Below are 23194 nucleotides of genomic sequence, written 5' to 3' on the forward strand. Positions count from 1 at the left end.
GTGTCGTTCAGATGTTCGGGCAAGCAGGCCCGGGCGGCGTCGTACGACCGGTCGGTGTGCGTTACGCGGCGTGCGCCCGGGGATCGCGCTCGACGACGGAGCGGACTTCGGCGATCAGGCGGGTGATCAGGGGCTGGGGAGCGCGGTCGGTCCAGACCACGGCGAGGTCGAACGGCTGCGCGTCCGTGACCTCGATCCAGCGCACGTCACCGGCCGGCAGCAGGGCGTCCAGCGGCTGCGGGGCGAACCAGATCCCGCGGCCACGGCCGACCTCCCACAGGCAGTCCTCGACGGTGGGCACACTCGGGCCGTGTGGTGCGGAACGGCCGTCTGGTCTCGGGTCCGCGAGCCAGAACCGTTCGGCTTCCGGCGAGACCAGGACGTCGGGACGTACCACCGGGTCGTCGGCCAGGTCGGCGAGCGTCAGCGTGGAACGGTCGGCCAGCGGATGACGGGCGGAGAGGACCACGGCTCGGGGGTCGGTGCGGACCACCGCGGTGTGCAGGCCCACGTCACCGAGCGGCAGCCACATGAAGGCCGCGTCCGCGCGGCCGTCGTCGAGGAGTTCCTGCTCCTGCCGGGGATGCTGCGCACCCTTCAAGGTCACCTGGAGCCCGGGCACCGCCGCCTCCAGGGCATCGGCCACGTCGACGGCGAACAGGGTGGTGGCGGCGGGACAGCAGGCCAGACGGAGCGTGCCGGTCTCGGCGTTCGCGACGGCACGCACCCGCGCCGCCAGGCGGGCCACGTCGTCGACGACGGTCGCGCCACCGGCCGCGAGTTCCTCTCCGGCGGCCGTGAGCAGCACACCGCGCGAGGTGCGCACCAACAGGTCGACGCCCAGGGACCGTTCCAGTTGTCGTACGTGGGTCGACACCGCCTGCTGCGTCAGGTGGAGCGCCGCTCCGGCGCCGGTGATGGATCGCTGCCGGGCCACGGCCAGGAACGAGCGCAGGTGCCGCAGGTCGATTTCGCTCACGTTCAACACCCTAACTCCCACAGCGATTTGCGGTATCGGGCACAAGATCTTGCTGTTTCCCCCGGCGAGGCCACCGCGTCCAGACTTGCCCTGCCGGCCGGCACGGTCCGCCTGCCGGACTCCCCGCGCCGACCAGCGGGCCGTGGAGAAGTGCACAACGCAACGACAGGAGAGGCACAGTGAGCACGACCGACCATCCCGCCCTCGCGGCGGACGTGCGTGACCTGATGGACCGTCAGGCCGTCGTCGACGTCTGCACACGGATGGTGTGGCACGCCGACCAACGCGAGTGGGCCGCGCTGAAGGAGGTGTTCGCCGGTGAGGTACGTCTGGACTACACGAGCCTCAGCGGTGGCGAGCCGGCCGTGTTGTCGCCGGAGCAGATCGTGGACGCCTGGTCCCAGGTGCTCGGCGGGTTCGACGCGACCCAGCACCTGCTCGCCAACCACCTGGTGACGCCGGACGGGGACACCGCCGAGTGCACCGCCTCGTTCCAGGCCACCCACCGGCTGGCGGACCCGTTCGGGGCACCGCTGTGGACACTGGGCGGCACCTACCGGTTCGCCCTCGTCCGCGTCGGCGCGGAGTGGAGGATCAGCGGCGTGGTGATGACGGCTACCTGGGCCGATGGCAACAAGGAGCTGATGACGTCGGCGGCGGCGAGGACGGCCGGATGATCCGACGGCATCGCGCCGTGCGGCTGTCCGTCACGCCGTGGGCGGCCCGCTCACAGTCCACCAGGTGGCGGACAGCCCGTCGAGCTGCTGGTGGCTTCGCCCCGGACGGCGGCGCGGGGTGCGCCGCCCTCTACGCCTTCACGGTGTCCGAGGCGGCCCTCACCCGAGCCGACCTCACCCACGCCAACCGACCCTCCGGAGAGGACCGTTCATGACGACCCAGCACAAGGTCACCTTCCCCAGCGAGGAAGTCGACCTGACGGGAAACCTGTTCCTGCCGGACGGTGACGCACCCACCCCGGGGGTCGTGGTGGCCGGGACGTGGACCAGCGTCAAGGAACTGATGGCCGACCGGTACGCGGAGCGGCTGGCCGATCGCGGATACGCCGCCCTGTCGTTCGACTTCACCGGCTTCGGCGAGTCCGCGGGCCGACCACGCGATGTCGAGAACCCGGCGCGCAAGGTCCGAGACATCCATCACGCGCTGACGTTCCTGGCCCTCCACCCGGCGATCGACGCCGACCGGCTGGGCGCCCTGGGGATCTGCGCGGCCGCGATGTACATGGCCGACAACGCGGCACACGACCCCCGTGTCGGCTCGCTCGCCCTGGTCGCACCATGGCTGCACGACGCCGCCATCTGCGAGGCCGCTTACGGGGGCGCGGAAGCGGTCGAACAGAAGATCAAACTGGCCCGCGACGCCCGCGCCCGGTTCGAGCGGACCGGCGATCTCGAGTTCGTCCCGGTGGTCGACGCCACCGACGAGCGCGCCGCCATGCCCTACGACATCGACTTCTACCTCAACCCCGCCCGCGGTGGCATCCCGGCCTGGCCCAACCGTTTCGCCGTGATGGCCTGGGAGGACTGGCTCACCTACGACTCCATCGCCCTCGCACCGCGCATCACCCAGCCCACCCTGCTCGTCCACAGCGAGGACGCCGCCATCCCTGAAGGGGCCCGCCGCTTCCACACCGGGCTGGCCGGTCCCAAGGACATCCTCTGGACGCAGGGCACCCAGTTCGACTTCTACGACCAAGAACCCCACGTCACCCTCGCGGCGGACACCGTGGCCGCCCACTTCGGAAGGACCTTGCGATGATCCTCGTCACCGGAGCCACCGGGCAGGTCGGCGGCGAAGTCGTCCGTGCCCTCGCCGGGGCCGGGCAGCCGGCCCGCGCGCTGGTACGCAAACACGCCGACCTGCCCGTCGAACAGGCGGTCGGGGATCTCAACGACCCTGACTCGCTCGCCCCGGCCCTCGACGGCGTCCGCGGGGTGTTCCTGCTGCCCGGCTACCGCGACATGCCGGGCCTGCTCGCCGGGATGCGGCGGGCGGGGGTGGAACGCGTGGTGCTCCTGTCCAGCCTGGCCGCCGTCGCCACCGACACCGACAACGCCGTCTCCGAGTTCATGATCCGGTCCGAGACGGCGGTCCGTGAGTCCGGGCTCGCCTGGACGTTCCTTCGCCCCAACGCCTTCATGTCGAACGCCCTGCGCTGGCTGCCTCAACTGCGTGCCGGGGACATCGTCGAGGACGCCTTCGGTGACGTGCCCATCGCCTCCGTCGATCCCTACGACATCGCCGCCGTGGCCGTCCGAGCCCTGCTCGACCCCGGTCACGAGGAGCGCGTTCACCTCCTCAGCGGTCCCGAACGGCTGCTGCCCGCCGAGCGACTGGCCGTCCTGGCCGACGTGCTCCACCGCGACCTGCGCTTCCGCGCCCTCACGGACGAAGAGGCGCGGGCCGACATGACCGGACGCATGCCGCAGGAGTACGTCGACGCGTTCTTCAGCTTCTACGGCGACGGGACCATCGACGAGTCCCTCATCCACCCCACCGTCGAGGAGGTGACCGGCCGACCGCCGCGCACCTTCCGTCAGTGGGCCCTCGCCCACCGGGAGGCCTTCACCGGCTCGTGACCCCTGCGGGAGGACGAGAGGTCCGTCTGCCGCCGGGCCAGGCCGGTCAGTTTTCGAGAAGCGTCCGCGACGAGGCCGCCCCTAACGTCAAGGACATGAACTCCATCGACTCCATCACGCTCGAGGTGGCCGACCCCGCGGCCGCCGCCCGCTTCTACTCCGCCGCGTTCGGACTGGACTCCTCCCAGGTGCGCCTGCGTGCTTGCGACACTCCCACGACTGGTTTCCGCGGCTTCACCCTGTCGCTCGTGGTGTCGCAGCCGGGCAACGTCGACGCTCTCGTCGGCTCCGCTGTCGACGCCGGCGCCACGGTCCTCAAGCCGGCCTCGAAGTCGCTGTGGGGCTATGGCGGTGTCGTACAAGCCCCGGACGGCACGATCTGGAAGATCGCGACCTCGTCGAAGAAGGACACGGCCCCCGTCGCCCGGCAGTTCGACGACCTCGTGCTCCTGCTCGGTGTCGAGGACGTGAAGGCCACGAAGCAGTTCTATGTCGAGCGGGGTCTGTCCGTCGGGAAGAGCTTCGGTGGGAAGTACGTCGAGTTCGCCACCGGGTCGGGCCCCGTCAGGCTCGCCCTGTACAAGCGCCGCGCACTCGCCAAGGACGCGGGGGTCTCCCCGGACGGCACCGGGTCGCATCGACTCGTGCTCTCCAGCACCGAGGGCCCGTTCAGCGACCCGGACGGATTCGTCTGGGAAGCCACTGCTCCCGTGGCGGCGACCGCCTGAGCCCGGCCCCGGACTACGGCGCGCCCAAACGAACTTGACTAACTCGGCTTCACCACAACGGAGTTGTCCCCGGCGGGCGTCAGAGAGAGGCGTCGAGCCACGCTTCCCAGGCCACACGCGGGTCGACATGCCAGTGGACGCGCTCGTCCTCGGCGGCCTGGGACCTCAGAACGGCCGGGCCCAGCAGATGGATGGTGTGAGGGCCGTCCGGCCACGGCACGTCCGGCAGGAAGTCCCCGTCCGGCAGGCTGAGTTCCCGCAGGTCGAGCCCGACCACTGACATCCCGGCGCACAGTTCGGTCAGCTCGTCATGGACGGCGCGGCTGAAGTGGGCGGCCACCGGCCCTGATCCCGCGCACCACAAGCGGGGGTCGGAGACGGCGAGGACACGGATACGGAAGAGCGTCGGCATGGGTAGGCGATCCTTGGCAGCGCCCGCGGCCAGCGGGCGGATGGGAACGCGCCTGCCGGGCACCGGCGCGCGGTGCCCGGCAGGCGGGGTGTGTCAACTGGCGGGCATCAGGACGGTGTCGATGATGTAGACCGTGGCGTTGGCGGTCTTGACGTTGCCGCAGACCACCTTGGCGGAGTCGTTGACGGTGTAGGACTCGCCGGACCCGGCGGTGGAGAGCTTGGACTTCTCCAGCGTCTCGAAGGAACCGCTCTCCAGGTCCTTGGGGGCGAGCTTCTGGCCGACGACGTGGTAGGTGAGGATCTTCGTCAGCTGGGCCTTGTCGTTGAGGACCTTGTCCAGGGTGGCCTTGGGGATCTTGGCGAAGGCGTCGTTGGTCGGCGCGAACACGGTGATGTTCTGGGCGTTGTTGAGGGTGTCGACGAGCCCGGCCTTCTTCACCGCCGTGACCAGGGTGGACAGGGCCGGGTTGTTGGAGGCGGCGGTGGCGACCGGGTCCTGGGCCATGCCGTCGAAGGAGCCGGCGCCGCTCGTGGGCACCGTGGAGCAGGCGGAGCCGAAGGGCTGGTCCGCCGCGGCGGTGCCGCCGGAGTCCGACATGCTGTCGTCCGGCGCCGCGGAGGATGCCGACGCCTTCGACGAGGAGTCCGACTTGGCGGAGTCGCTCCCGCTGTCGGAACAGGCGCTCAGGGCCAGCGGCAGGACGGCCGCGGCGGCCAGGGTGACGGCGGTACGGCGAATACGGGTGTTCATGGTGTTTCTCCTGTTGATGGATGCGGACATGCCGCGTTCCTATGGGGGTCGGGAAGTGGCTTGGGGGTCAGTCGACGGTGACGACGACGGAGTGCCATCCGCTGGCGCCGTCGGGGATGGTCCGGGCACGTTTGTCGGTCTGCACCTGACCGGTCCGGTCGGTGGCGCGCACGGTGAGGGTGTGGCCGCCCTTGGTGGCCTCCCACGGGAGCGACCACTGGCGCCAGGTGTCGGAGGTGTTCTCGGTGGCGAGCCGGGCCTGCTGCCAGGGGCCGTCGTCCACGCGGACCTCGACCGTGTCGATGCCGCGGTGCTGGGCCCAGGCGACCCCGGCGACCATGACGGTGCCGGACCTGGGCCGGGCGAACGGCTTCGGTGTGTCGATGCGGGACTGGGTCTTGATCGGTGCCTCACGGGCCCAGCCCCGCTTGACCCAGTAGGGGTCGTAGGCGCCGAAGGTGGTGAGTTCGAGGTCCTCGATCCATTTGCAGGCGGAGACGAACCCGTACAGGCCGGGCACCACCATGCGGACCGGGAAGCCATGGGTGAAGGGCAGCGGCTCGCCGTTCATGCCGAGGGCGAGGAGCGCGTCGCGGCCGTCCATGAGGTCCTCGACCGGGCTGCCGATGGTCATGCCGTCCACCGAGCGCGCCACCAACTGGTCGGCCGGGCCACCCTTCGAGGGGGGCCGCACCCCGCACTCGACCAGCAGGTCGGCCAGGCGCACGCCGATCCAGCGGGCGTTGCCGACGTAGGGGCCGCCGACCTCGTTCGAGACACAGGTCAGCGTGATGTCCCGTTCGACCAGCTCACGCCGCAGCAGGTCCTCGAAGGACAGGGTGACGGGTCGCCGTACTCCTGTGCCGTGGATGCGCAGTCGCCAGGCCGTCGCGTCGACCCTGGGTACCACCAGCGCGGTGTCGACCCGGTAGAAGTCGCTGTTGGGCGTGGTGAAGGCGCTGACTCCCGGGATGCGCAGCGCGGCGCCCCTCGGCACCGGCCGGGCCGGGGAAGACGGCGCCGGCAGCACCACGTCCCGGCGGGAGGCGGCCGCGTTCCGGGCCCGGGAACCACTCAGTGAGCGGCCCAGGACGCCCGCCCCGGCCGACGCGGCGGCGGCTGCCATCGCGGTGATCACGAACCCGCGCCGGTCCCAGTCGGCACCGTCGAGGGAGACGTCGTCCGCTGCCGTGGCCCGGCGGCGAGACGTGATGCGGCCCGCGAGGAGGTACAGGACCGCGGCGCCCGCGACGGCGCCCGCCACCGAGGGCAGGGCGTCGAGCGCACCGGTGGAGTCGGGCCGGCTGAGGGCCGCGGCTGCTCCGACCACGCCGAACAGCAGCACACCGGCGGCCCCGCCGCGCCGGAAACGCACGGCGACCATTCCGAGGAGCAATGCGAAAAGCGTGAGTACGGCGAGAATTCCGAGCTGGAGCACGAGTTTGTCGTCGGTACCGAAATGCCGGATCGCCCAGTCCTTGACGGCGGCCGGCGTACGGTCGATGGCGGCTCCACCGACCGCGACGACCGGTCCGGCCTGCGGGCGGATCATTCCGGCCACCAGCTCGGCGACCGCCAGTGCGGCGAAAGCCGCCAGCACGCCGCTGAGGGCTCCCAGCGCCCACTGGCCGGGGCGGATCCGCCGGTCCTTCTTGTTCTCCGTCACGGGGGGAATCCGGCCCTGCGACGCTTCCGGATTGGTCGCGCCCACCATCGGATGAACATTTCTTCCGGGCCAATCCGGAAGCGTCACGGCTACGGATCACACAAAAGACGGCTGCCCTTTTCGGCGTCGCCCAAGTTGTGACGACGCGCCGCCTTCGATATGCGGGCCTATGAGATCCCGGCCGGGAAGCGCGTCTGCCGGGAGCCGCAGAACAGAGCGGCCGCTCCGACGAGTTCCTCGTGGAAGCGGCCGCCCGTGGGTGCGGACCCGATCACCCCGGGAAGCTCATCAGGACGATCGGCGTGGAGGTGGGCTCCTTCGAACCGCCGCTGGGTTCGACGGTGACACCCATACCGGACGCCCCGTCGACGGCGCCCTCCATGAGCACGGCCTGCTGGGTGCGCCCGGGGTCCATCAGGCCGGCGGAGCGCATGGTGCCATGGTCGTCGAACCACAGCTGGTAGACCTTCCCGCTCGGCGCGGGGGCCATCCCGGACACGGCGAACACCGCTTTGTCCCGGCCGCCGGACACCGTGACGGTGCCGGTGGCGCCGCCCGGCAGTTTGGCGGCCCGGGTCCGGGCGTCGGGCGCGGCCAGCACGGCGGCGAGCTCGTCCGCGGCCTGGGTGGCCTGGCGCGTCTGATCCCGGGCGTCCTGGGCCTGTTGCTGCTGCCATACGGTCGTTCCGCCCAATGCGGCCGCGGCGGCGAGGCAGGCGGCGAGTGCCCACCGGGACATAGCCCGCCTGCGCACCCGTGCCCGGAGCGGCAGGACCCGGGCCGGCGCTGTGGGCGTCTGCTGCCGGACGGAGGTGATTCTGCCCAGCACCTGCGCGCGCAGCTCCGGGGCCGGCCGGACGGTCACGGCCATGGCCAGTCGGGCGGCGGTGGCCCGCAGCTCGAGAGTCTCCTGCGCACACGCCTCACACCCGGCGAGGTGCCGCTCGAAGGCCTCTGCCTCGTCGTCGGACAGGGCGTGCAGGGCGTAGGCACCGGTCAGTCGGTGCAGATCGGTGGTCGTCACGCGGTCACCCCCAGGCAGTCACGCAGACGGATGAGCCCGTCCCGTAGTCGGGTCTTGACGGTGCCCAGCGGAAGCGCCAGAGCCTCCCCCACTTCGCGGTAGGTCAGCCCTCGGTAGTACGCCAGGGTCACGGCCTGGCGCTGGAGCTCGGTCAGCGTGCGCAGACAGCGCCGCACCTGCTCCCGCTCCAGTCGCGCCTCGACATGCTCGACCACCTCGTCGTACGCGGGCACCTGTTCCAGCAGGGCGGCCTTGTGGTCCCGGGCCGCGGCGGCCTCCACCGAGCGCACCCGGTCGACCGCCCGCCGGTGTGCCAGCGTGAGAATCCAGTTGATGGCCGTACCCAGCTCGGGCCGATAGCGCGGGGCGGTCCGCCACACCTCCACCAGCACCTCCTGCGCCACCTCCTCCGAGTGCGCCTGGTTTCGCACCACGGCCCGTACGACTCCCAGCACCCCGCCGGCGACGGTGTCATAGACACCGGCGAACGCCTCCTCGTCGCCCAGGGCCACCCGACTGACCAGCTCTTGCAGGTCGGGCCCGGCCGCCGAGTGTCTGCCGATATGTACTGCTTCCTTCACCGAGGGCCTCCGTCGTCGGGACATGTCCGTACGTAATCCGTTCCTGTCGGGAGCACGGATTGGTTGCGACGACGACGAAAAACTAATGGTGAGAAGCGAGGCGGAGCCCCATGAGCCGGCCGGTGCCACCCGTGGCCGTGCGCTGTGCGCCGTGCGCTGGCAGCCCGGGGACGGGGATGGCATTCCCGGCGGGAGGGACCCACGTGCTCCGCGACTCCGAACGACTGCCGACCGGCTTGCGGACAGGGCCCCTCCGCAAACCGGCGCGGGCAGACGCAGCAGCCGTCCGCGACTGCGGTGCGGGTGCCTGGACAGTCCCGTTCAGCGGATCACGAACGTCATCGCGCTACGGGCGGGCAGCGTCACGGTGAAGGAGCCGTTCGACATGCCGCGCGTGCCTTGGGACGCGACGTTCCTGCTCGCGTCGGTCAGCCACGAAGCGACGCTGGAGCCGGAGCTGTTCGCCAGGGTGAACTGCTGGTTCACCGCGGCGGTCGCCTTGTTGACGGCGACGACGACCGTGGAGCCGCCCCCGCGGTAGGCGGAGACGTAGACGTTCGTCGCCGGATTCGCCGTCGCCCCGATCCGCACGTACCCGGGTCGGACGAACCGGGCGAAGTGCGCCATGGCGGCGCCGCGCTTGCTGATCTTGCCGTCCTCCCGCATGGGGCCGTAGCCGCGCCGGATGTACCACCAGATGTAGGCCTGGAACTCGGCGTCCACCAGGGCCCGGTGCATGTGCTCCCCCACGTCGAGCGCCTGGGGCCAGAGGTCCGCCGAGTCCGAGCTGTTGGGGTAGTAGACCTCCGTCATCCACAGCTCCTTGCCCGCGCCCTTCTGCTTGAAGAGGGGGTAGGGGAAGTTCGCGAACGGCGTGCCGTACAGGTGGGCCCCGATGATGTCCACGTTGGCGAGCGCCACCGGGTCGTTGAGGATCGGGTCCGACATGTTCTTGAGGTACTGGAAGGACTCCGGTGCGATGACCCTGGTGCTGATGGAGGCGGCGTTCTCGCGCAGGAACCGGACCATTTCGGCGGGGGTCCACCACGTCCAGTCATGCGCGTAATCGGGCTCGTTCTGCACGGAGATGCCGTACAAATTGACCCCGTTGTTGCGGAAGTGGGTGGTGAAGTCGTTCAGGTGCTGGGCGTAGGCGCCGTACATGTCGTACCTGAGCCGGCGCGCGTCGGTCTGGCTGCCGCGGACGAAGGTCTCGACCATGGACGGGGGCGGATTCCAGGGGGACGCGATGACGGCGGCGCCGAGTTCGGCCGCGCGCTTCGCCGTCGCCAGATCGCGGCTCCAGGCCGCCCGGTCCTCGGGCACGGGGATCCTCAGCAGCGTGAACCCCAGCTGCCCGTCACCGGTTCCGAAGGCCATGTCCCGCTGAGCCGCCGTGAGGTCCCCGATCCAGGCCGAGTGGGTCATGCCGCCGAAGCCACGGATCGTCTGCCGCGTCACCGACGGATCGATGACCGCGGTGGCAGCGACCGCCGCGGTCCCGGCCTCGGAGGCTCGCGCGACCGACGCCGTGGCGGAGAGGACGGGCACGGCCCCCATCGTCGCCAGGACGGTCCTCCGGCTCGGCGATCTCCGGTCCGCGCTCAGGGGGTCTTTCCGACTCTGTGCCACGTCTCCTCCTTTTGGCCGCGGGTTCCGCTCCGGACCTCCGAGGGCTTTACGGGCTCGCCTCGACCCAAGGTTCATGGGAGCGCTCCCATTCGCATGGATGACTGCGCACGTGCTCATTTCGGCGGAAAGTGCTGCCGAGTGCCGCCTGATGCCGCTGCGCGGGGTCAGGCGGCGCTATCTGTCGTTCGACATCCTGAACAGCGTCCACGTGGTGGACCTGACGCAAGTTAACGATGCGCATCAGCGTGGTCAAGACCCCGGGCGACACGCGGGCGTCGGTGCGGTCGCCGCCCCTCTGCGCGGGCGTGAGCGGGCGGGCGCGATCGCGCCGGATGTGCGCGGACTTACGACGGCGGATCGCGGATCTCGTACGAACGCACATACCAAGGCAATGGGCGGAAGGCCCTGCTCATGCGATGCGACAGAAGACATACGCCTCGCATCTGCGTCAGTATGATCGACGTATGGCCATCCACCGGATCAGGGACGCCGCCGCCTCGCTCGACGTCGGTGCCGGGACCCCGCGCTCCGGCGGTGGACGCGAGCGAGTCGTAGCCGAGTCCGTCAGGACCAGGAAGAGTGGACGCGTGATGACCCGTACTGTGCGCAGGCCCCGCCGGATGATGCAGGTGGCCGGGGTGGGAGCCGCCGCGCTGTTGGCCCTGAGCGCCTGCTCCTCCTCCGACTCGGACTCCGGCTCGTCGGGCTCCTCCGCGTCCGGCTCGGGCAAGCTGTCCGGGGAGGTCACCGTCTTCGCCGCGGCCTCGCTCAAGGAGAGTTTCGAGACGCTGGGCAAGCAGTTCGAGAAGGCGCACCCGGGCACGAAGGTCACGTTCAGCTTCAGTGGCAGTGACGCGCTCGCCGCCTCCATCACCGGGGGCGCGCCGGCGGACGTGTTCGCCTCGGCCAGCCCGAAGACGATGAAGATCGTCACGGACGCGGGTGACAACGCCGGCTCCCCGGCCACCTTCGTCCGCAACCAGCTGGAGATCGCCACCCTGCCGGGCAATCCCGACAAGATCTCCTCGCTGAAGGACCTCACGGACAAGGACCTGAAGGTCGTGCTCTGCGACAGGACGGTGCCGTGCGGTGCCGCCGCGGAGAAGGCCCTGGCGGCGAGCAAGCTGAAGCTCACCCCGGTCTCCTACGAGGAGGACGTCAAGTCCGCACTCAACAAGGTGGTGCTGAAGGAGGCCGACGCGGCGCTCGCCTACAAGACGGACGTGAAGGCGGCCGGTGACAAGGTCGAGGGCGTGGAGTTCCCCGAGTCCGCCGACGCCGTCAACGACTACCCCATCACTCTGCTCAAGGAGTCGAGGAACACCGAGACCGCCGGGGCGTTCATCGCCCTGGTGCGATCGACCGGGGGGCAGAAGGTGCTGACCGAGGCCGGGTTCCTCACCCCGTGACCCCTCTCTCCGCCGGGAAGGCCGATGCCGTGGACACGCTGAAGGGTGGGCCGCGGCGCCGCCGGACCCGCAAAAGCGTCCGCGGCGGTGCCCCGCTGCCCCTGCTCCTGCCCGCGCTGATCGGTCTGGCGTTCCTGGTTCTGCCCTTGGTCGCTCTGCTGATCCGGGCGCCTTGGCGGAGCATGCCCGATCTGCTCACCAGCTCCGAGGTGTGGCAGGCACTCCAGCTCTCCCTGCTCTGCGCCACGGCGGCCACCGCGGTGAGCCTGGTGATCGGGGTGCCGCTGGCGTGGCTGCTGGCTCGGGTGGAGTTCCCCGGACGGGGTCTCGTGCGGGCCGTGGTCACGCTCCCGCTCGTGCTGCCGCCCGTGGTGGGTGGTGTGGCACTGCTGATGGCGCTGGGCCGCAACGGGGTCGTCGGCAAGTGGCTGGACGCCTGGTTCGGGATCACGCTGCCCTTCACCACCACGGGAGTCGTGGTCGCCGAGGCGTTCGTGGCGATGCCGTTCCTCGTCATCAGCGTCGAGGGCACACTGCGCGCCGCCGACCCGCGCTACGAGGAGGCCGCGACGACCCTGGGCGCCTCACGTTTCACCGCGTTCCGTCGGGTCACCCTGCCGCTGATCGCCCCTGGCATCGCGGCGGGCGCCGTGCTCGCCTGGGCCCGCGCGCTCGGCGAGTTCGGCGCGACGATCACGTTCGCCGGCAATTTCCCGGGCCGCACGCAGACCATGCCGCTCGCCGTCTACCTCGCCCTCCAGAACGACCCGGAGACCGCCATCGCCCTCAGTCTGGTCCTGCTCGCCGTTTCGATCGCGGTGCTGGCCGGACTGCGTGACCGCTGGATGACCACCTCATGACCCGTACCGAGAACACCGCGCGCCAGGACGTCGGCACCCCGACCGGTGACGGACTCGACGCCCGGCTCGTGGTCGAGCGGGGCTCCTTCCGACTCGATGTGGCGCTCACGGCGGCCCCCGGTGACGTGGTCGCGCTCCTCGGACCCAACGGCGCCGGCAAGACGACCGCGCTGCGCGCCCTCGCCGGGCTCACCCCGCTCACCGACGGGCATCTGCGCCTGGACGGAGCCGAGTTGGACCGTACGCCGCCCGAGTCGCGCCCTGTCGGGGTCGTCTTCCAGGACTACCTGCTCTTCCCGCATCTCACCGCGCTCGACAACGTGGCCTTCGGTCCGCGATGCCACGGCGCGAGCAAGGCGGAAGCCCGCGCCCAGGCCGCCGTATGGCTGGAACGCATGGGCCTGTCGGCACACGGGTCCGCCAAGCCCCGACGGCTCTCCGGCGGCCAGGCGCAGCGGGTGGCGCTCGCCCGCGCTCTGGCCACCCGTCCGCGCCTGCTGCTGCTCGACGAACCGCTGGCCGCGCTCGACGCGCGCACCCGGCTGGAGGTGCGTGCCCAACTCCGCCGTCACCTGGCCGAGTTCGAGGCGGTCGCCGTGCTGGTGACACACGATCCGCTGGACGCCATGGTGCTCGCCGACCGGCTCGTCGTCATCGAGGACGGGCACGTCGTCCAGGAGGGCGCGCCCGCGGACATCGCCCGTCATCCTCGTACGGACTACATCGCGCATCTGGTCGGACTCAACCTCTACCGGGGCGAGGCGGACGGCCACACGGTCCGCGTGGACGGCGCCGCCGAGGTCACGACCACGGAGAACCTCAACGGACCGGTCTTCGTCGCCTTCCCGCCCAGCGCGGTCACCCTGCACCGCGAACGCCCCACCGGCTCCAGCGCCCGCAACCTCTGGCGCTGCGAGGTGGCAGGCCTGGAGACCCACGGCGACCAGATCCGTGCCGCCCTCACCGGTGAACTGCCGCTGGCCGCCGACCTCACCACCATCGCCGCCGCCGAACTCGACCTGCACCCGGGCGCCGAGGTCTGGGCAACCGTCAAGGCTGCCCAGACTCACGCCTACCCCGCCTGACCTCCCGCCAGTTGTGCCCGGCCGACGGCGGGGCACAGGGCCCCCGCAGGCGTGCCGACGCCGTACCGGCTGCATGATGAGCGCACGGGCGCGTCGACCGGGCGGAACGTGTCTTGCGGCCCTGGGCGGAGGGGCGACCCGAATCGCCGTGCTGACACGACCCGTTGTGGCGCCGGGTTGTCGCGGCCGTTGCGGGACATACGTCAAGGGGACGACTCACCTGAGACGACGAATAGAGGAGCCTCATGCAACGACGCCGACCTGCCGTGGCAGCCCTCCGTGCGGACCGCGCTCGGGGAGCGCGAGGGTGAGCGGGGGCATGGCCCCGCTGCGGGACCGTCATCTGGCCATGGGGTTCATCGTCTTCATGTATGTGCTGCTCGGATCCCTCCTGGCCAGTCTGCTGGTGGCAGGGCTCTCAGGCAGTGACACAGGGGCGGTTGTGGCGGCCGTGGTGGGCGGGATCCTCGGAGCCGCTCTCGGCGTCTGGCGCATCCACCGCACCCCCGCGGAAGAGCGCGCCGACGACAACACTCCCTAGAGCCGGCCGGGCCTGAGAGTCAGCCGAGGTCTTGGCCGATGGCAGCGCCACCGGTGCTGTTGCGGATTGCGTCGGTCTGGTCACCGCTTCGCAACGGACGGTGCCAGGGTGATCGAGAACGCGGCAGTGTGGCTGAATATGGTCTTCCAGCTCACACGGTCGCGCCGGCGACCGCTGCCACCACCCTGGGGGACACATCATGATGACCACGCATCGCCGCAGACGGATCGCGTTCCGGACGCTCGCCCTGAGTGCCTGGGCGGCCGGTGTCCTGGCACTCACCGCCTGCTCCCCCACCTCCGTTGACGCCGACAGCACGACGCCGGCCGTCACTCCCTCGCCGGCCAAGGGCGAGAAGAGCGCCGAGGCGACCGCGAGCGCGAGCGCCGAAGCGCTGCCCGCCGGGAAGGTCTCGGCGTCGCCCGACAGCAAGGCGTCCGCCTCCTCTCCGGCCGTGTCGCCCACGGGCTCGCCGGTCGCCGCCGGGAGCGGTGGCGAGGACGACGGCTGCGATCACAAGATGCCCATCTCACCGGACGAGATCGCCGTCTACCGCTACACGCCCGAGGGCGGGGCTCTGAGCCTGATCTTCCGCCACGGCAACTGGGGCTGCGGCACACCTGATTCCGACGGCGCGCCGTTCGAGACGGTCGGCAAGGAAACCTATCTGCCCATGGACCAGGCGGCGTACATCACCGTCACCAACCCCATCGTGGAGAGCACCGAGAACCAGCCCATCGGTGTCCAGGAGTTCCTGGACTGGCTGGAGGCCCACCCCGACAGCGGCCTGGTCTTCCAGTACCACCTCGGCGCGGACGGAGCCATCGACCGCCTGGAGCAGGTCTTCACCCCCTGACACGGACACGGCCTGGCGTCCCGACGGGACCCTCGCGGCCAGGGCCGAGGTGGGGAGCACACCGTCTCCACCGAGGCCGTCGCGTGGGCGAGGGCCACGACCCGGCCGTCGGCGTGGCTGGCGCGGACACTCGGGGCCGTCGGCGGTCAATCAGCGCGTGATGAACGGCTCGGTCAGGTGCGGGGTCGCCAGGTGGAGGGTGTCGGCGGGCCGACGGTGGAGCACGCGTTCCCTTGAGGCCCTTGCCTGTTCAGGGTTCATCTCGTGGGCGTAGGCGAGTTCGGGGTGGAGCAGTTGGATCGCGTGCACGAGCAGGTCACCGGTGACGGCGATCAGTTCGCGCCCGGACGCGACGAGCACGCTCTGGTGCCCGGGCGTGTGACCAGGGGTGGCAATCACTCGCTCACCGTGGCGCAGCGGGGTGTCACCGTCGAGCAGCCGTAGCTGACCGCTGTTGTGGAGCGGGGTGGTCACCGTGGATCGCAGCTGCGGGTTGACGTCGTCGATGGCGTCGAACTCGGCCTGCTGCAACAGGTACTCGGCGTTCGGGAAGAAGGGCCGCGGCTGCTCCCCGCCGACGACGGCCCAGCCCACGTGGTCGGTATGCAGGTGGGTGAGCACCACGGTGTCGACCTCGGACGGTTCGATCCCGGCGGCGGCGAGCGACGCCGGCAGTTCCCCGGGGACCGGTGCCCATGAGGCCGCCGGGCCGTCTGCCGGGCCGATCCCCGCGTCGACCAGCGTCACGCCCTGGTCGCCGCGGATCGCGAACGCGCGGAACTGAAGCCGCCAGTTCCCGTCCGCGCCGAGCGCGCCGGGGTCGAACCGGTCGGCCGCCGCCCACTGCTCGCCGGTGGCGCCGGGGAACGCCTCCGACCGCGGGGAGAAGAAGGGGCCCACGCCATCGGCGAGCGCGACAACGGTGTAGGGGCCGATCTGAAGGGAGCGAGGCATCCCCGGATACTGCCACCGGCCGACCGTCCACCACCAGCTGCGCTGCGCGGAGTTGGCTCCAGTCCCCCGGCGTCCCTGAGCCAAGGACGTCGGCCTTGACCAGGTGTTCCCGGCGCGGTCCAGCCCGCTTCCGATCCCGCCTCCCCCGGCACCGGCCTCCCACACAGGGGACGAACGCGTTCGTTACGATCTGGAGCATGCCAGCCAGAAGAGAGCCCGTCAGCCGCCGGGAGCGCCCGGCGAAGCCCGCGCTGTCCCTGCGGTGGATCGTCGACACCGCGGTGGAGATCATGCGCGCGGAGGGGCTGGCGAAGGTCACCATGCGGCGTCTGGCGCAAGAGCTGGACACCGGGCCCGCCTCCCTCTACGTCTACGTGGCGAACACCGCCGAACTGCACGCGGCCGTGCTGGACACCCTGCTGGGCGAAGTGGACCTCAGCGGCACGGGCGCCGCCAACGACGACTGGCGCGAGCAGCTTCGCGCCGTACTGACGTCGTACACCCGCATGCTCTTCGCGCACCCACAGCTCGCACGGTCGGCCCTGGTAGCCCGCCCCAGCGGTGAGAACTACCTCCGCCTGGTGGAACGGATCCTGGAACTGCTCTCCCGCAGCGGAGCACCCCGCGCCCAGGTCGCCTGGGGCGTGGACAAACTGCTTCAGGACGCCACCGCGACCGCCGCCGAACACGCCACGCAGGATCAGGAGCCGACGTCCGGCGACGACTGGAACGCCACCGTCCAGGCCCTGCGCACCGCGGACGCCACCACCCATCCCGCGATCACCGCCCACATGCCCGTCCTGATCAGCGGCTCCGCCGATGACCGCATGCACTGGGCCTTCGACGTTCTCGTCAACGGCATCACCCGGACACCCGTCCCCGACGGGGCGGCTGACTAGCCGGCGAAGCAGTTGTTCCGGCGTCACTGACCGCGGACCGCGGTCAGTCCGGCGTTACTGGTCGTCGGCACCTCCCACCCCCGCAGCAAGCCAGGGCCCAGTGATGGCGTCGCCGAACTTGTTCGCTACGAACATGTTCGTTACGGTGGAAAGGTCCGACTGCGTAAGGCGTCGCCGCCAGTGCCGTCAGGCAGCCCGCGCACTCGGGCCGCGCTCCCGAGAATGCGCCCACCCACCAGCCCACATCCCGGAGGCCACGATGAGCGGCAACCACTTCCCCATCGCGATCATCGGCGGGGGCCCAGGCGGCCTCACCGCCGCACGAGTCCTGCATGTCAACGGGATCGAGTCCGCCGTGTTCGACCTGGAGGCAGGCCCGCAGGCCCGTACCCAGGGCGGCATGCTCGACATCCACGCCGAGAGCGGCCAGAAGGCCATCCACGCGGCCGGCCTCTACGACCAGTTCCGCGAGATCATTCACGAGGGTGGCCAGGCCATGCGTCTCGTCGGCCCGGACGGCACCGTCCACGTCTCCACCCCGGACGAAGGCGAGGGCGACCGCCCCGAGGTCGACCGGGGCGATCTACGTGACCTGCTGCTGGACTCCGTGCCCGAGGGCACGATCCACTGGGGCCGCAAGGTGACCGGTGCGCGCCCGCTCGGCGACGGCCGTCACGAGGTCACGTTCGGCGACGGTTCCGCCATCACCACCGACCTGCTGGTCGGAGCCGACGGCGCGTGGTCCCGCATACGTCCGCTGCTCTCCGACGCCGAGCCCGCCTACACCGGCATCTCCTTCGTGGAGACCGACCTGTACGAGGCGGACACCCGCCATCCGCGCAGCGCGGACCTCGTCGGCGGCGGGTTCTTCCTCTGCCTCGGTGACCAGCGCGGCTTCCTCGCCCACCGGGAGACCGATGGAAGCCTCCACGTCTACACCGCGCTCAAGGCCGACGAGGGCTGGCTCGACACCATCGACTTCGGCGACCACGACGCCGCGAAGGCCGCGGTCCTCGCCCACTTCGACGGCTGGGCCGAGAGCCTGCACGGCCTGGTCGCCGACGCGGAGACCATCACACCGCGCCGCATCCACGCCCTGCCCGTCGGCCACCGCTGGGAGCGGGTGCCGGGCGTCACCCTGCTCGGCGACGCCGCACATCTGATGTCGCCCTTCGCCGGCGAGGGCGCCAACCTCGCCATGTTCGACGGCGCCGAACTCGCCCTCGCCATCGCCGCCCACCCCGGCGGCGTCGAGGCCGCGCTGACCGCGTACGAGGAGGCGCTCTTCCCCCGCAGCGAGGCCTCCGCGTCAGAGTCCGCCCGCAGCCTCGAGACCATGTTCGCCGAGGACGGACTGGAGCAGATGGTCGGCTTCTTCACGACCGGCCCCGCACGGGCGGCGTGAGCCTGACGGACTCGGTGCTCCGCCCGGCCGCGACGATCCCACGCAGGGGAAACGCGACGAGCAGCGCGACGGCCACCAGGAGCCCGCTTGCCCACAGTGGTCCGAGGTCACCGGCCCGGCTGTCGAGGGTGGCCGCGGCGACGAGCGGTCCGACGGCGGCGCCGACGTTCAGTGCGGCGGCCGCATAGGCACCGGCCATCGTGGCGGCCCCCGCAGCCTCGTAGAGCACCCGCGCGATCAGCGTGCTGCCGAGCGCGAACGACAGAGCGCCTTGGACGAATACGAGGGCTAGCAGCGCGACCGGCTCCTCGGCCAGCACGGCGAGGGCCGGCCAGCCGACGAGCAGGGGCGGACCAGCGGCTGCGAGGACCAGGCCGGGGCGCTGGTCGGACAGGCGTCCGGCGACGGTGACGCCGACGAAGGACCCCATTCCGAACAGCACCAGGGCCACAGAGATCCACAACTCGCTCAGCCCGGCGGTGCCGGTGACGACCGGGGCGAGGAAGGTGAAGCTCCCGAAGGTCGCCGCGTTCACCAGTGCGCCGAGCAGCATCACCAGCAGCAGTCGCAGGCTCTTCAGCTGCGCGAACTCCGCTCGAAGCGTCGGCCCGCCGCGCTCGCCCGCGTCCGCTGGACGAGCTGGGATTCCCGCGAGGATGCCGATGGCCGCGGGCAGGCAGAGAGCGGCGACAGCCCAGAAGGTCGCCCGCCAACCGAGCAAGGTGCCCAGGAGGGAGCCCCCTGGGACGCCGAAGACCGTGGCCAGCGTGGTGCCGGACAGCAGCACGGCGAGCGCCCGTCCTTTCTTGTCGGGCGGGACCATCGTGGCGGCAGTCGTCAGGGCTACGGCGACGAAGCCGGCGTTCGCGAGTGCCGCGACCACCCGGGTCGCCCACAGGACCGGGAAGCTCGGTGTGACGGCGCCCACGACATGGGCTGTCGCGAACACGAGGACGAACCCGAGCAGGCTCGACCGTGCGGGCCAGTGATGGGCCAGTGCCGCCAGGAGTGGCGCACCGACGATCATGCCGACGGCGAAGGCCGAAGTGAGCGTGCCGGCGGTCCCGACAGTGACGTTCAGGTCCGCAGCGATGTCCGGCAGGAGGCCGGCGAGCATGAACTCCGAGGTGCCCATGGCGAAGACGGCCACGGCAAGCAGATACAGCGGGAGAGGCATCGAGAGGCTCCGGGGTGAGGAGAAGCACGAGAGGGTCATCTCGTCACCGCGGCCAGCCCCGACAGCACACCGTCCGACCGCAGAGCGCGGTACGGCGGCAGGGCTACGTACTCAGTGGTTCAGGGGGCTGACGGCGTGACCGAAAGCCCCCGCCCTGTCTGACTCAGGACTCGACATGGCCCGCACGCTACCCGAGCAACCTCCGCCGAGGCACCTCGGTTTTGCTTGGTGGGGTTCTGCGGATGGGCCTGCGTGCTTTCACAGGGCGTCGGGGGCATCGGTCTGGCCACCCGCATGACGTCGGTGGCACGGCACGCCCGAGCCGGCCCGCTCGGACCTGCTGAGCGGGCCGGCAGATGTGTGTCGGCAGCCCCACACCGCCGGACACACCCCGGAAGAAGCCTGCCGGGAGCGCCGCCGCGGCTGCCCGGAAGGCTACGCTGTGCGAGTAACCCGGATTGAGCAGAGATAACCCTGCGTTTGCCGTGACTGCCGAGGATGCCGGTCCCCTCCTGTGGCCACGGGTCCCTGTCGGGCGTGCCGAACCGGCGCGGCCGGGGGGTTCGGCTCACACCGTCGCCCCAGGAAAGTCACCATTCCTGTCCACGGCGGAGCCGCCCCTGTGGCACCGATCCACAGCCGTGACCACGATGGTCGTGTGACATCGACGACGAACAGACTGTCCGGCGACCCCGACCGCGGCCACGACCGCCAGCGCGACAGTGACACCGACCGCCGGGTCTGCCAGCTGCAAGAGGAAGTCCAGCAGCTCAAGCAGGCCATCACCTCGCACGCCGTCGTGGACCAGGCCATCGGAATGATGATCGCCCTCGGCCGGGTCACCCCGGAGCAGGGCTGGAACGTCCTCAAGGAGGTCTCCCAGCACACCAACATCAGGCTCCGGAACGTCGCGGAGCTGATCCTGATCTGGGGGCAGAAGGGTGACATCCCTCCAGAGGTCCGCGCCTCGCTGGAAGACACACTCGACCGTCATGGCCCCACCCAGGTCCCGGAACCACCCGCTCGATGAAACCGCGCCGACCACACAGAGCGTCTGCACAAGGGATCACACCCCGTGCCCAGGAGTCGCCCTGGAACGGTCGAGTCCAGGAGGAGCAGGCCCTCGGTATCTTCTGATCCGAGCTTCAATGTATGGAGCGTGGATTCCAGTAGGTGCTCCCCCGACCGGCAGCGTCGCAGCCCGGCAGCGGCAGCACAGCCCGGCATCGGGAGCGGGGGCGGGAGCGGTGGTGAGCGTGCCTCGGGCTGGTTCGGGTATGCGCGGGGGAATGAACGGGGCGAGAAGAGGCAAAGTGGACGTGGACAGATTCCCTGGGGGTGAGGACGCCACCGTGTCGGACGATCACGTTGTCCAGACCACGGTGGCCCTGGACGGGAACGGCACCTGTATCGCGGAAGCCCGTCGACTGTCGGCCGAGTTCCTCGTGCGCGCGCAGGTCGAGCACGGGCTGTCCGTGTCGCAGCGCGCCAAGGACGTCACCCAGCTGGTGGTGAGCGAGCTGGTCACCAACGCCCGTAAGTACGCTCCCGGCCCGGTGCTCATGGAGCTGCGGATCGTCGACGGCTCGGTCGAAGTGGTGGTGTGCGACTCCGAGCCGACGCTGCCCGTGGCCAGCGCCGCCGACGCGGGGCGGATCGGACGGCACGGCCTCGAGATCGTGATGGCCGTCGCCCATGGCTTCGACGCCCAACCCACACCGCTCGGCAAACGCGTCACCGCCCGCATCGCCCTCGCGAACGAGCCGGAAAGCACCCTGAGCGACGTCCGCGCCGTCTAGCGCAGACGCCCCCGGGCCGATCAACCGCCCCGGCGCCGAACGCCAAGGACTCGCAGGAACTCGTAGGGCTTCCAAGAGCGGCTGCGCGCGCACGGCCGTACTCGGAGGAAGCCCCTTCGCTCACGCAAGCCGCGGCTCTCGTGCTACAGCCAGTGGCGCAGAAGGAGAGACGGGACGCGGTGCGCCAGCCAGGCACTGGCCAGGCCGATGACGGCTCCGGCGGCCACGTCGCTGGGATAGTGGGCGCCGGACTGCACCCGTTCCACGGACACCATGACCGCAGGCACCGCGCACAGGGCGCCCGCGGTCGGCCACGTGGGAGCGACGGCGGCGGTGAAGGCGACCGCGGCCGCCGTATGTCCGGAAGGGAACGACGAGGAGTCCGGGCGGTCCTCCACCTCGTCGTGCGGGATCCACTCCACGGGCGGCCTGGGCCGGTCGGCGAGCTGTTTGCACACACCGTTCGACACCACCTGCGCCATCACCAGCGCGCCCAGCCCGGCGGCCGCCGCCTTGCGGCCCCGCCACCCGCCCAGGCACGCCATGGCGATCGCGGCCCCACACCACAGTTTCGAGCTCTCCGCGCACTCCTCCACCGCCGACAGCGCCTTCGCCACACCCGGCGGGGTCTGGGAAGCGGCTCGCTGTGTCAGTCCCCTATCAGCCTTGTACAGGCCCGTCAGCAGTCTCATGATCTGCGGTTGTCCCCAAGCTCCCCGGGCTGAGCAGCCCTGTCCGTCCGGTTCGGTTCGTCGCACGCGCTGCGTGGTGGGGTCACGACTCGTCCAGCCGCTTCAGGTCCTGCTCATCCCACTTCCTGGTGTCGCGCGGTTCGGTGTAGGGCTCCTGGTCGGCCGGCATACCGCCGGCGATCGCCCGCTGCCGGACGGTCTCGGCGTCGAACTCCAGGCCCAGCAGGATCGCCAGGTTGCTGATCCACAGCCAGATCAGGAAGACGATGACACCGGCCATGGTGCCGTAGGTCTTGTTGTACGAGGCGAAGTTGGCGACGTAGAACGCGAAGGCGGCGGAGGCGATCAGCCAGATCAGCAGGGCGAGGAAGCTGCCGGGCGTGATCCACCGGAAGCCCTTGACCCGGGCGTTCGGGGTGGCCCAGTACAACAGCGCGATCATGATCGTGACCAGGATCACCAGCACGGGCCACTTGGCGATGGACCACACCGTCAGCGCGCTGTCGCCGATCCCGAGGGCCGTGCCCGCCTTACGGGCCAGGGTGCCGGTGAAGACGACGATCAGCGAACTGATGACGGCGAGCACCAGCAGGACGACCGTCAGACCGACCCGCACCGGGAGGATCTTCCAGACGGGGCGCCCCTCCGGCATGTCGTAGACCCGATTGGCGGCTCGGATGAACGCGGCCACGTACCCCGACGCCGACCACACCGCCAGGACGATGCCGATGATCGCCATGAGTGAGCCGACACCGGCGTTGTTCTGCAGCTGCTCGACGGCACCGGTGATGATGGTGCGGGCGGAGCCCGGGGTGAACTGCTGGAGGTTCTTGAGCACGGACTCCGTGGCGGACTTGCCGGTGAGACCGAGCATGGACACCAGGACCAGCAGAGCCGGGAACAGCGACAGCAGGCCGTAGTAGGTCAGCGCCGCGGCCCGGTCGGTCAGCTCGTCGTCCTTGAACTCACGCAGGCTGCCCTTCAGCACGGCACCCCACGCTGTCTTCGGCAGCTCCGTCGGTGTATCCGGCGCTCGCCGCTCCACGTCGGGCCCGGGGCCCGCCTCTTCCGGCGGCGGGACCTCACGCGGAGCCTCGTCGCTGCCGTGATGCTCTTTACGCCCTGGAAGATGCAGCTTCATGTGG

Annotated in this window: 25 protein-coding genes; 14 read left to right on the plus strand and 11 right to left on the minus strand. The window is 70.7% G+C overall.

Going from position 1 to position 23194, the window contains the following annotated elements; genetic code table 11:
- Window positions 1-61: 61 nt before the first annotated feature.
- Window positions 62-979, minus strand: a complete 918-nt coding sequence (locus tag ACH41F_RS15385; protein WP_398835817.1) for a LysR family transcriptional regulator — start codon at window positions 977-979, stop codon at window positions 62-64.
- Window positions 980-1158: 179 nt separating this feature from the next.
- Between ACH41F_RS15385 and ACH41F_RS15390 the strand changes: the two genes are divergently transcribed.
- The 5 genes from ACH41F_RS15390 (at window position 1159) to ACH41F_RS15410 (ending at window position 4304) form a co-directional block, all read left to right on the plus strand.
- Complete coding sequence (locus ACH41F_RS15390) at window positions 1159-1656, plus strand: nuclear transport factor 2 family protein (RefSeq protein WP_398835818.1); 498 nt, start codon at window positions 1159-1161, stop codon at window positions 1654-1656.
- On the plus strand, window positions 1653-1871 hold the full coding sequence (locus tag ACH41F_RS15395; protein WP_391366041.1) for a hypothetical protein: 219 nt from the start codon (window positions 1653-1655) through the stop codon (window positions 1869-1871). Before ACH41F_RS15390 ends, ACH41F_RS15395 begins: the two co-directional genes overlap by 4 nt.
- Window positions 1868-2755, plus strand: coding sequence for an alpha/beta hydrolase (locus tag ACH41F_RS15400; protein ID WP_398835821.1), 888 nt, complete (start codon window positions 1868-1870; stop codon window positions 2753-2755). Before ACH41F_RS15395 ends, ACH41F_RS15400 begins: the two co-directional genes overlap by 4 nt.
- Window positions 2752-3576 carry an NAD(P)H-binding protein gene (locus ACH41F_RS15405; RefSeq protein ID WP_398835824.1) on the plus strand — a complete coding sequence of 275 codons (825 nt, stop codon included), beginning with the start codon at window positions 2752-2754 and terminating at the stop codon, window positions 3574-3576. Before ACH41F_RS15400 ends, ACH41F_RS15405 begins: the two co-directional genes overlap by 4 nt.
- A 95-nt stretch (window positions 3577-3671) precedes the next feature.
- Window positions 3672-4304: a glyoxalase gene (locus ACH41F_RS15410; RefSeq protein WP_391231008.1), complete on the plus strand. Its 633-nt coding sequence runs from the start codon at window positions 3672-3674 to the stop codon at window positions 4302-4304.
- 79 nt (window positions 4305-4383) lie between these two features.
- Here ACH41F_RS15410 and ACH41F_RS15415 read toward each other — a convergent pair whose 3' ends face one another.
- From ACH41F_RS15415 to ACH41F_RS15440, 6 genes are all read right to left on the minus strand, one after another.
- Window positions 4384-4716, minus strand: coding sequence for a hypothetical protein (locus ACH41F_RS15415; RefSeq protein ID WP_398835828.1), 333 nt, complete (start codon window positions 4714-4716; stop codon window positions 4384-4386).
- A 93-nt stretch (window positions 4717-4809) separates the two neighbouring features.
- Entirely contained in the window at window positions 4810-5469 is a 660-nt protein-coding gene (locus ACH41F_RS15420; protein WP_398835830.1) for a fasciclin domain-containing protein, read from the minus strand.
- A gap of 67 nt (window positions 5470-5536) precedes the next feature.
- The gene (locus ACH41F_RS15425; RefSeq protein ID WP_391231005.1) at window positions 5537-7183 is read right to left on the minus strand and encodes a molybdopterin-dependent oxidoreductase; all 1647 of its coding nucleotides are present in this window, start codon (window positions 7181-7183) and stop codon (window positions 5537-5539) included.
- A 223-nt stretch (window positions 7184-7406) separates the two neighbouring features.
- Window positions 7407-8159 carry an anti-sigma factor domain-containing protein gene (locus tag ACH41F_RS15430; protein ID WP_398835833.1) on the minus strand — a complete coding sequence of 251 codons (753 nt, stop codon included), beginning with the start codon at window positions 8157-8159 and terminating at the stop codon, window positions 7407-7409.
- Entirely contained in the window at window positions 8156-8740 is a 585-nt protein-coding gene (sigK, locus tag ACH41F_RS15435) for an ECF RNA polymerase sigma factor SigK (RefSeq protein WP_391231002.1), read from the minus strand. The genes ACH41F_RS15430 and sigK overlap by 4 nt, the downstream gene beginning before the upstream one ends.
- Before the next feature lie 321 nt (window positions 8741-9061).
- Window positions 9062-10300: a glucuronoxylanase gene (locus ACH41F_RS15440; RefSeq protein ID WP_391231535.1), complete on the minus strand. Its 1239-nt coding sequence runs from the start codon at window positions 10298-10300 to the stop codon at window positions 9062-9064.
- A 662-nt stretch (window positions 10301-10962) separates the two neighbouring features.
- On the opposite strand from ACH41F_RS15440, the gene modA reads away from it, so the two are divergent.
- The 5 genes from modA (at window position 10963) to ACH41F_RS15465 (ending at window position 15123) form a co-directional block, all read left to right on the plus strand.
- Window positions 10963-11781, plus strand: coding sequence for a molybdate ABC transporter substrate-binding protein (gene modA / locus ACH41F_RS15445; protein ID WP_391231534.1), 819 nt, complete (start codon window positions 10963-10965; stop codon window positions 11779-11781).
- Window positions 11778-12641, plus strand: a complete 864-nt coding sequence (modB, locus tag ACH41F_RS15450) for a molybdate ABC transporter permease subunit (RefSeq protein WP_391231001.1) — start codon at window positions 11778-11780, stop codon at window positions 12639-12641. The genes modA and modB overlap by 4 nt, the downstream gene beginning before the upstream one ends.
- On the plus strand, window positions 12638-13726 hold the full coding sequence (locus ACH41F_RS15455) for an ATP-binding cassette domain-containing protein (RefSeq protein ID WP_391231000.1): 1089 nt from the start codon (window positions 12638-12640) through the stop codon (window positions 13724-13726). The genes modB and ACH41F_RS15455 overlap by 4 nt, the downstream gene beginning before the upstream one ends.
- Window positions 13727-14033: 307 nt before the next feature.
- Window positions 14034-14267, plus strand: coding sequence for a hypothetical protein (locus ACH41F_RS15460; protein WP_391230999.1), 234 nt, complete (start codon window positions 14034-14036; stop codon window positions 14265-14267).
- A gap of 199 nt (window positions 14268-14466) precedes the next feature.
- Window positions 14467-15123, plus strand: a complete 657-nt coding sequence (locus ACH41F_RS15465; RefSeq protein ID WP_391230998.1) for a hypothetical protein — start codon at window positions 14467-14469, stop codon at window positions 15121-15123.
- Between the two features lie 150 nt (window positions 15124-15273).
- On the opposite strand, the gene ACH41F_RS15470 is transcribed toward ACH41F_RS15465, so the two are convergent.
- The gene (locus ACH41F_RS15470) at window positions 15274-16077 is read right to left on the minus strand and encodes an MBL fold metallo-hydrolase (protein WP_391230997.1); all 804 of its coding nucleotides are present in this window, start codon (window positions 16075-16077) and stop codon (window positions 15274-15276) included.
- A 197-nt stretch (window positions 16078-16274) separates the two neighbouring features.
- Here ACH41F_RS15470 and ACH41F_RS15475 point away from each other — a divergent pair, with 197 nt between their 5' ends.
- Window positions 16275-16976, plus strand: a complete 702-nt coding sequence (locus ACH41F_RS15475) for a TetR/AcrR family transcriptional regulator C-terminal domain-containing protein (protein WP_391230996.1) — start codon at window positions 16275-16277, stop codon at window positions 16974-16976.
- 259 nt (window positions 16977-17235) lie between these two features.
- Window positions 17236-18381 (plus strand): FAD-dependent monooxygenase, encoded by a 1146-nt coding sequence (locus ACH41F_RS15480; protein WP_391230995.1) that lies wholly within the window; start codon window positions 17236-17238, stop codon window positions 18379-18381.
- On the opposite strand, the gene ACH41F_RS15485 is transcribed toward ACH41F_RS15480, so the two are convergent.
- Window positions 18353-19558, minus strand: a complete 1206-nt coding sequence (locus ACH41F_RS15485) for a Cmx/CmrA family chloramphenicol efflux MFS transporter (protein ID WP_391230994.1) — start codon at window positions 19556-19558, stop codon at window positions 18353-18355. The two genes, ACH41F_RS15480 and ACH41F_RS15485, sit on opposite strands and share 29 nt — an antisense overlap.
- A gap of 748 nt (window positions 19559-20306) precedes the next feature.
- Between ACH41F_RS15485 and ACH41F_RS15490 the strand changes: the two genes are divergently transcribed.
- Window positions 20307-20588 (plus strand): ANTAR domain-containing protein, encoded by a 282-nt coding sequence (locus ACH41F_RS15490; RefSeq protein WP_391231533.1) that lies wholly within the window; start codon window positions 20307-20309, stop codon window positions 20586-20588.
- Between the two features lie 259 nt (window positions 20589-20847).
- Window positions 20848-21357 (plus strand): ATP-binding protein, encoded by a 510-nt coding sequence (locus tag ACH41F_RS15495; protein ID WP_391230993.1) that lies wholly within the window; start codon window positions 20848-20850, stop codon window positions 21355-21357.
- Window positions 21358-21500: 143 nt separating this feature from the next.
- Here the strand turns inward: ACH41F_RS15495 and ACH41F_RS15500 are convergent, their stop codons facing one another.
- Both ACH41F_RS15500 and ACH41F_RS15505 read right to left on the minus strand, forming a co-directional pair.
- On the minus strand, window positions 21501-22049 hold the full coding sequence (locus ACH41F_RS15500) for a phosphatase PAP2 family protein (RefSeq protein ID WP_391230992.1): 549 nt from the start codon (window positions 22047-22049) through the stop codon (window positions 21501-21503).
- 82 nt (window positions 22050-22131) lie between these two features.
- Entirely contained in the window at window positions 22132-23190 is a 1059-nt protein-coding gene (locus ACH41F_RS15505) for a YhjD/YihY/BrkB family envelope integrity protein (RefSeq protein WP_391230991.1), read from the minus strand.
- Window positions 23191-23194 lie beyond the last annotated feature (4 nt).

The sequence above is a fragment of the Streptomyces sp. NPDC020489 genome, assembly GCF_044386545.1.
GTDB lineage: Bacteria > Actinomycetota > Actinomycetes > Streptomycetales > Streptomycetaceae > Streptomyces.